Source organism: Natrinema soli, from assembly GCF_028618695.1.
This window is the reverse complement of the sequence record NZ_JAQIVI010000554.1, coordinates 1-7,011: the sequence shown is the minus strand read 5'-3', so window position 1 is coordinate 7,011 and position 7,011 is coordinate 1. Positions and strand designations below refer to the sequence as shown.

The 7,011-nt window shown below is 65.3% G+C and carries 7 protein-coding genes and 1 pseudogene; 4 read left to right on the top strand and 4 right to left on the bottom strand.

Annotated features, from left to right (window positions below; genetic code table 11):
• From PGX04_RS26455 to PGX04_RS26445, 3 genes and pseudogenes are all read right to left on the bottom strand, one after another.
• Window positions 1-265 (bottom strand): annotated as a pseudogene (locus PGX04_RS26455) (ribose 5-phosphate isomerase A); the annotation flags it as partial.
• 52 nt (window positions 266-317) lie between these two features.
• Complete coding sequence (locus PGX04_RS26450) at window positions 318-1,175, bottom strand: ABC transporter permease (protein WP_273741219.1); 858 nt, start codon at window positions 1,173-1,175, stop codon at window positions 318-320.
• Window positions 1,172-2,113 carry an ABC transporter ATP-binding protein gene (locus tag PGX04_RS26445; protein ID WP_273741218.1) on the bottom strand — a complete coding sequence of 314 codons (942 nt, stop codon included), beginning with the start codon at window positions 2,111-2,113 and terminating at the stop codon, window positions 1,172-1,174. The genes PGX04_RS26450 and PGX04_RS26445 overlap by 4 nt, the downstream gene beginning before the upstream one ends.
• A 322-nt stretch (window positions 2,114-2,435) precedes the next feature.
• Here PGX04_RS26445 and PGX04_RS26440 point away from each other — a divergent pair, with 322 nt between their 5' ends.
• The 3 genes from PGX04_RS26440 to PGX04_RS26430 all read left to right on the top strand — a co-directional run bounded on the left by PGX04_RS26440 (window position 2,436) and on the right by PGX04_RS26430 (window position 4,959).
• Window positions 2,436-2,747, top strand: a complete 312-nt coding sequence (locus PGX04_RS26440; RefSeq protein WP_273741220.1) for a hypothetical protein — start codon at window positions 2,436-2,438, stop codon at window positions 2,745-2,747.
• A gap of 65 nt (window positions 2,748-2,812) precedes the next feature.
• Window positions 2,813-3,589, top strand: a complete 777-nt coding sequence (locus PGX04_RS26435) for an ABC transporter ATP-binding protein (RefSeq protein WP_273741217.1) — start codon at window positions 2,813-2,815, stop codon at window positions 3,587-3,589.
• On the top strand, window positions 3,586-4,959 hold the full coding sequence (locus tag PGX04_RS26430; RefSeq protein ID WP_273741216.1) for an ABC transporter permease: 1,374 nt from the start codon (window positions 3,586-3,588) through the stop codon (window positions 4,957-4,959). The genes PGX04_RS26435 and PGX04_RS26430 overlap by 4 nt, the downstream gene beginning before the upstream one ends.
• 17 nt (window positions 4,960-4,976) lie before the next feature.
• Here the strand turns inward: PGX04_RS26430 and PGX04_RS26425 are convergent, their stop codons facing one another.
• Window positions 4,977-5,543, bottom strand: coding sequence for a DUF5518 domain-containing protein (locus tag PGX04_RS26425; RefSeq protein ID WP_273741215.1), 567 nt, complete (start codon window positions 5,541-5,543; stop codon window positions 4,977-4,979).
• A 296-nt stretch (window positions 5,544-5,839) separates the two neighbouring features.
• On the opposite strand from PGX04_RS26425, the gene PGX04_RS26420 reads away from it, so the two are divergent.
• The gene (locus tag PGX04_RS26420; RefSeq protein ID WP_273741214.1) at window positions 5,840-6,922 is read left to right on the top strand and encodes a thiamine ABC transporter substrate-binding protein; all 1,083 of its coding nucleotides are present in this window, start codon (window positions 5,840-5,842) and stop codon (window positions 6,920-6,922) included.
• Window positions 6,923-7,011 lie beyond the last annotated feature (89 nt).

Below are 7,011 nucleotides of genomic sequence, written 5' to 3'. Positions count from 1 at the left end.
CGTCCGCGATCGCGTGGTCGACGCCGTCGATCGCGTCGAGCGCCGTCAGCGGAATTCCGACCTCGAGGGCCAGTTTTCGGGACTGGAACGAGGTCGGAATCCCGCGGATCTCGAGGCCGGTTTCAACGGCGCGGCCGAGCGCCCGGATCGCGTGAGCGGTCGTCGAGCCGGTGCCGAGCCCGACGACGTATCCGTCTTCGACTTCCTCGGCCGCGCGTTCGCCGGCGTATCGTTTCGCGTCGGTGGAGCCACCCTCCGTCTTCATGGCTATGCAAGCGAGCGGCGACGGGAAAAACGTTGTAGCTCGGCGGCGTCGGTCAGAGATCGACGCGATCGAACCGCCAGAGCCCGAATCCGAGCGGGACGAGCGCCCAGATGGCGAGGAGGACGAAGCCGAACCACGGCTCGGCGACGAGCGGAAGCGTTCCGTCGGTCAGGCCCGTGGACTCGTACGTGCTGGCAACCGTGAACTGATTGTCACTGAGCACGGCGGCGATCGCGGAGCCGTAGGCAGCGTCGGGCGTCAACGAGTTCATGGCAAGGAACCAGTCGGGAAACGTGTCGGGGAGGAACTCGCCCTCGACGACGTAGAGCAGCGCCTGCGCGAGGAAGCTCCAGAGGAACCAGAACAGCACGACCAGTCCGAACGCACCGATCGCGGCTTTGGTCGTCGACCGCGTCATCGAGGAGATACCGACGCCGATACAGACGTAGACGAACCCGAACAGCACCGTCACCAGCGTGAAGGTGACGTAGTCGACGATCGAGACCGTACCGATGAACGCGACGAGTCCGATCAGGCCGACGCCGAAGCCGATCAGGATCGAGACGGCTACCACCGCCGTTCGACCGAGCACCTTCCCCAGTACGACGTCACGGCGACGGTGTGGGAGTCCGAGGAGGAACTTCAGGCTCCCGCTCTCTCGCTCGCCGGCGATCGCGCCGTAGCCGACGACCAAAGCGATGACGGGTACGAGAAAGCCCGCGGGCGTCTGCAACGCGAGGATCAGATCCATCGTCGTCTCGCCGCCGCCCGAGTCGAACAGCTCCGATAGCCGCGACGCGAGGAACGCGCCGCCGACGGTAAACAGCGAGAACAGCGCGATGAGGCCGAGCAGCACGCGGGATCGCATAGCGTCGCGGAAATCCTTCTTCGCGACGACGATCGAGCTCACTGTACCACCCCCGTACTACCGGCCGAATCGGACGTGTAGGCCATGAACAGGTCCTCGAGCGAGGATTCGTCGGTTTCGAAGTCCTCGACGGTCACGCCGTACTCCTCGATGGTGTGCAACACGGTCGTCTTCGCCCGGTCCTCGCAAGCGACGACGATGGTTCGGCCTTCGGGCGTCACCGACGAGACGCCGTCGACCGACTCGACCGCCTCGAGCGCGGCCGAGGAATCGTCCGGGACGCGGTCGAGGATCACGCGAAGCCGGGTCTCGTTCGGCGTGGCGTCGCGGAGCCCGTCGACGGTGTCTTCGGCGATCAGATCGCCGTCCCGGAGGATACCGACGCGGTCGCAGACCGCTTCGACCTGGCCGAGGACGTGCGAGGAGAAGAAGACGGTCGCGCCGCGGGCGTTCTCCTCGCGGATGATTTCGCGCATCTCGCGGGCACCGTTCGGATCGAGGCCCGTCGACGGTTCGTCGAGGATCAGCAGGTCGGGTTCGCCGACCAGCGCCGTCGCGAGCATGAGCCGCTGGGCCATCCCCTTCGAGTAGCCGCCGGCTTTCTTCTCGGCCGCGTCGGCCGAGAGTCCGACCCGTTCGATGAGTTGGTCGGGGTCGTCGTCAGCTTCTTTCGATTCGATGGCGAATTCGACGTGCTGACGGCCGGTCAGGCGGTCGTACAGTTCGGCCCCTTCGGGGAGAATGCCGGTCCGCTCGCGGATCTCGAGGCTGTCCGACTGGGCGTCCAGATCGAAGACGCGCACCTCGCCCTCGGTCGGCCGAATGAAATCCAGCACGAGGTTGATCGTCGTCGACTTGCCCGCGCCGTTCGGGCCGAGGAAACCGTATATCTCGCCGCGTTCGACGGTGAGATCCAGTCCCTCGAGAGCCGTTTCGGTACCGTACCGCTTCGTTACGTTTGTAATGTTGATGGAGGGCACTGTTCAAGCATTATAGTTTTTCAGAGTACAAATATGTTACCTCATCGGCCCGGGAAGCGGCGACACGAGGGGGGCGTACCGGCATCTGTGCCCTCGGCCTTCGGTGAACGCCGATGCGACGGACGGCCGGCCGTACCCGCCACTGGTATCGCGGCGACCCGTCGTGCTATCAATGAAAAGATCTTTATTTAGTGTTTATTGTATATCACGTGGAGAGTGACACAATGAACGAACGTACTCCACGTCCTGTCGGTCGAGCGGGTATCGACCGACACCGATGGTCCCGCGTCCGAACGATCGACCGCTCGAGGCAGGTGAGATAATGTTGCAGTTCGCCCTCCTTCCGCTGCAGGCCGGCGGCGAAGCGGCCGACCTCGACCCGACGACGATCCTCATCGCAACGGTAATCGGGTTGATCATCGGGCTGTTGATCGCGGCCGGTGCCGGCTACTGGGTGTACAAGGACGCTTCGAAGCGCGAGAACAACGAACTCATGTGGGCGATCGGCATCGCCGCATTGCTGTTTCTGTTTTTCCCCGTGGGAATCGTCGCACTGATCGTGTACGTCGTCCTTCGGGGCGAAAAGACCGACTCGGAACCGATGGCGAGCGAAGCGACTGGCGGCGAGTGGTAGCGAACCGCCGCCGGCGTCGGCCCGCCCCGCCGAACCTTTTTTGAGTCGTCCGTGGTCGAACGTGCATGGCGACTTCGGGCACGGCCGTCTCCCTCTCGAACGTCCGCAAGACCTATCGGATCGGCGAGCCGGTCCACGCGCTCGACGGCGTCTCCCTCGAGGTGCCACGGGGATCCTACACCGCGATCATGGGGCCGAGCGGCTCCGGAAAGTCGACGCTGATGAACCTCGTCGGCTGTCTCGATACGCCGACCGAGGGCACGGTCGTCGTCGGAGGTCGCGAGGTCGGGGCGCTCGGGGACCGTGAACGGACCCGACTTCGGGGGACCGAAGTCGGCTTCGTCTTCCAGACGTTCAATCTGATGCCGCGGCTGAACGCCGTCGAGAACGTGGCGTTGCCGCAGCTGTTCCAGAACGTCGGCCGGTCCGCGCGCCGCGAGCGTGCGCTCGACCTGCTCGAGCGCGTCGGACTGGCCGATCGAGCGGATCACCAGCCGAACGAACTCTCGGGCGGCCAGCGCCAGCGGGTGGCGCTCGCCCGGGCGCTGGTCAACGACCCGGCGATCGTACTGGCCGACGAGCCGTCGGGGAATCTCGATACCGACACCGAGGGCGATATTCTGGATCTCTTTGACGAGTTCCACGGTGGCGGGACGACGATGCTCGTCGTCACCCACGAGCGCCACGTCGCCGAGCGGGCCGATCGGATCGTCCACTTGCTCGACGGGCGAATCGAGCGGATCGAGGACCTCGATGGGAGCGGCGAGTCGCGGACGGGGGCGACGACGGACCGCGGGTCGGGACGCGAGGGGAGGCGGAACGGCGGAGGCGACCCCGAATGAACCCGCTCGAGAGTCTCCGTCTCGCGTGGCGGTCGATCCGCGGCCATCGGCTCCGCTCGGCGCTGACGACGCTGGGGATCGTGATCGGCATCGCTGCGGTGATCACGTTCGTCACGCTGGGTGCGAGCCTGCAGGCCGGCGTGATCGGTGACATCAGCCCCGACGACCAGCGCAACGTCTACGGCTGGGCCGCCGAACCCGACACCGAGGGAGGCCCACTGGCGGGTGCCCAACCCGTCTTCACGCCGGACGACCTCGCGGCGGTCGAGGACCTCGAGGCGGTCGAGGCGGCCTACGGCTACGCGACGATTCAGACGCAGGCGATCTCGAACGGCGAGGAGCAGGTCGCACAGGGCAACGGGTTGATCGCATCGGGACCGTCGTACATCCGCGAGGAACGGCTGGTCGAGGGGAGGCAGTTCGAGATGGGGGAGCGCGAAGCGGTGATCAACCCCGCGGCGGCGGGCCAGTTCGAGGAGAACGTCAGCGTCGGCGACACCCTGACCGTGACGATACTCGGCGGCCAGGAAACGACCCTCGAGGTGGTCGGCATCACCGACACCAGCGAGGGACTGAGCCCGTTCGAGGGGTTCGAGTCCTCGCCGCGAGTCTACGTGCCGACGGATCCCTACTACGCGGAACAGTCGGCCGGGCTGGGATTCGGCGGTGACGACGAGAGTAACGGCGACGGCGGAGCCGAGATGGACGGTAACGGGAGCGGTGGCAACGAGAGTGTCAGCAACGAAAGCACCGGTAACGGGAGCGGCGGCAATGGAGGCGACACGAGCAGCGACGCACGCTTTCTGGCGATCATCGTAGAGGCCGAATCGACCGACCAGTCCGACATCGACGCCGCCCGCGAGAGCGCGATCGACTACCTCGAGAGCGACGCCTCCGACGCGAGCGAGTTGCTGGGCGACGACCTCGAGGTGCAGTTTCAGACGAGTACGGAGCTACTCGGTCAGCTCCAGGACGTGCTGGATCTCCTGCGGAACTTCATCGTCGGCATCGCGGCCATCTCTCTGCTCGTCGGCTCGATCGGGATCGCGAACATCATGCTCGTCAGCGTCACCGAGCGGACCCGCGAGATCGGCATCATGAAAGCCGTCGGCGCGCAGAACCGCGACGTGCTCGGGCTGTTCCTGACCGAATCGGTGATTCTGGGCGTGATCGGCGCGGTCCTGGGGACGGGGCTGGGGCTCGTCGGCGGCTATCTCGGGGCGCAGTACGTCGATCTCCCGCTGGTCTACCCCCTCGAGTACGTCGCGATTGCCATCGCCGTGGGGATACTCGTCGGGGTTCTCGCGGGGCTGTATCCGGCCTGGCGGGCCGCGCGGACGGATCCGATCGACGCGCTGAGGTACGAGTGAAGAACGGGGCCGAGGGATTATTTCGGCTCTCGCTCGGAGTCGCGGTCGCGCTCTTCGTCCATGTATCGATCGTTCTGGCGTCGGCTCGAGTCGTCCTCGAACGCGGAGTCGGATTCGCGGCCGAACTCTCGGTCTCGAGTCGACGTCGAACGGGACGTGCGAGATCTGTCCGCCGAGTTCGTCTCGAATCCGACCGTTTCCCGGGTTCGGCGGTGGCTGTCGGGGTACTCCCGCGCGAGGTACGCCCCCAGATAGCCACCGAGCAGGGACAGCCCGACGGTGTAGAGGAGGACGACGGTGCCGACGCCGAGGATCATGAGCGCGAACAGGGCGACCCCTTCGACGGGGACGCCACCGGCGAGTCCGAGACTCAGAAATCCGAAGAGGAGGAACCCGATCCCCGCGATGGGGAGGAACGCGATCGCTCCGGCCAGCGCGCCCGCGACCGCGCCCGCTCGTTCGTCCGGTCCCTCGAGGAATCCCGCGACGGCCCCGCCGAGGACGGGCGAGAAGGGGATAAACGAGAGGACGACGCCGATGATAGCGCCGATGCCCGCGTTGACGATCGTTCGGCTTCGAACCATACTGAACGAAGGGACAGCAGGGAGAAAAGTGTCGGTGGTCAAACGGTGGTGCCGTCGGTGCGCTCGAACGGTCGGTTCGAATGGAACGGGACTCGGGCGGTCTGCTGTCACTGTGTCCCGGCGTCCCCGAACGCGGGGTCGCGGGTGCGCCGAAACTGCCGTACAGTCGTCCGTATCAGTCGTCGGTGAGCCGTGACTCTCACCCGACAAACAAAATCTTTCGGCTCGACCGACGGCGCTCGAACGGATCGACATCGATCACGGGTCTTAAGACCACCTGGTGCGACCACCGGGTAATGAGACGACGAACGTTCGTCGGAGCAGTCGGTGGGAGTGCGATCGCCGGCGTCGCCGGCTGCCTGACTCGCGACGATGATAACGCGGGGGGAGGTGACGGGACCCTTCGAATCGCGACGTACGAAACGATGGTCAACGGCACCAATCCGGCTGGGACGTGGCTCAAGGAAGCGTTCGAAGCGGAACACTCCGATGCTGAACTGGAATGGATCGTTCCGAACGATGGACTCAATCAGTACATCACTCGCGAGCAGCAAAACGCCGATTACGACGTCGATATCTACTTCGGGCTCAATGTTGACGACCTCGTTCGAATCGACGACAACCTCGAGACGGGCAGTCTCCTTCGAGAGCTCGATATCGACCGGCTCGATAACGCCGGACGGATTCGCGATGAGCTGGACATGGGCGACCCACACGGCCGCGCGCTCACCTACGACACTGGCTACATCTGTCTCGTCTACGACGAAACTATCGTCAGCGAACCCGAGACGCTCGACGACCTGACTGCACCCGCCTATGAGGACGAACTGCTCGCTCAGAACGCACAGCAGTCGGATCCTGGTCGGGCGTTCCTGCTGTGGACGATCGACGCCAACAGCGAGGACGGGTACATTGACTACTGGCGCAAACTCGAGACCAATGGCGCGCGCATCCTCGCGGATTGGTCCGAATCGTACAGCGGTGCGTACATGGAAGGCGAGCGGTCGATCGTCGTCTCCTACTCGACCGACCAGGTGTATGCCAACGAGTACGACTACGACATGAGCCGCCATCAGGTCGCGTTCCCGAACGATCAGGGGTACGCCAACCCCGAGGGAATGGGTATCTTCGAGGGGGCGACGGACGTCGACCTCGCCTACGACTTCCTCGATTTCGCCCTCTCGAGCGAGGCCCAGGCGGAAATCGCCCAGCGGAACGTGCAGTTCCCGGCCGTCGCCGAGGAGCACGTCGATCTGGACGAGGAATTCGACCGGTATGCCCACCGACCGCCGGAGACGGTCGCGTTCAGTTACGACGAGCTTCAGGGCAACCTCGGCGGCTGGGTCGAGAGCTGGGGGCGCGAATTCGCCGGCCAGTAGACCGTGTCCCGACCGGGAGCATCTAGACGGCTCGCCCGGCCTCGACGGGTGTTCGCGGCCGCTCGTCGCTGGCTCGAGCGCCGCGCGCT

Excerpts from the sequence above, each read along its gene's own strand:
- PGX04_RS26440 (WP_273741220.1), top strand. The coding sequence starts at position 2,436 with ATGTTGCAGTTCGCCCTCCTTCCGCTGCAGGCCGGCGGCGAAGCGGCC.
- PGX04_RS26435 (WP_273741217.1), top strand. The coding sequence starts at position 2,813 with ATGGCGACTTCGGGCACGGCCGTCTCCCTCTCGAACGTCCGCAAGACC.
- PGX04_RS26430 (WP_273741216.1), top strand. The coding sequence starts at position 3,586 with ATGAACCCGCTCGAGAGTCTCCGTCTCGCGTGGCGGTCGATCCGCGGC.
- PGX04_RS26425 (WP_273741215.1), bottom strand. The coding sequence starts at position 5,543 with ATGGTTCGAAGCCGAACGATCGTCAACGCGGGCATCGGCGCTATCATC.
- PGX04_RS26420 (WP_273741214.1), top strand. The coding sequence starts at position 5,840 with ATGAGACGACGAACGTTCGTCGGAGCAGTCGGTGGGAGTGCGATCGCC.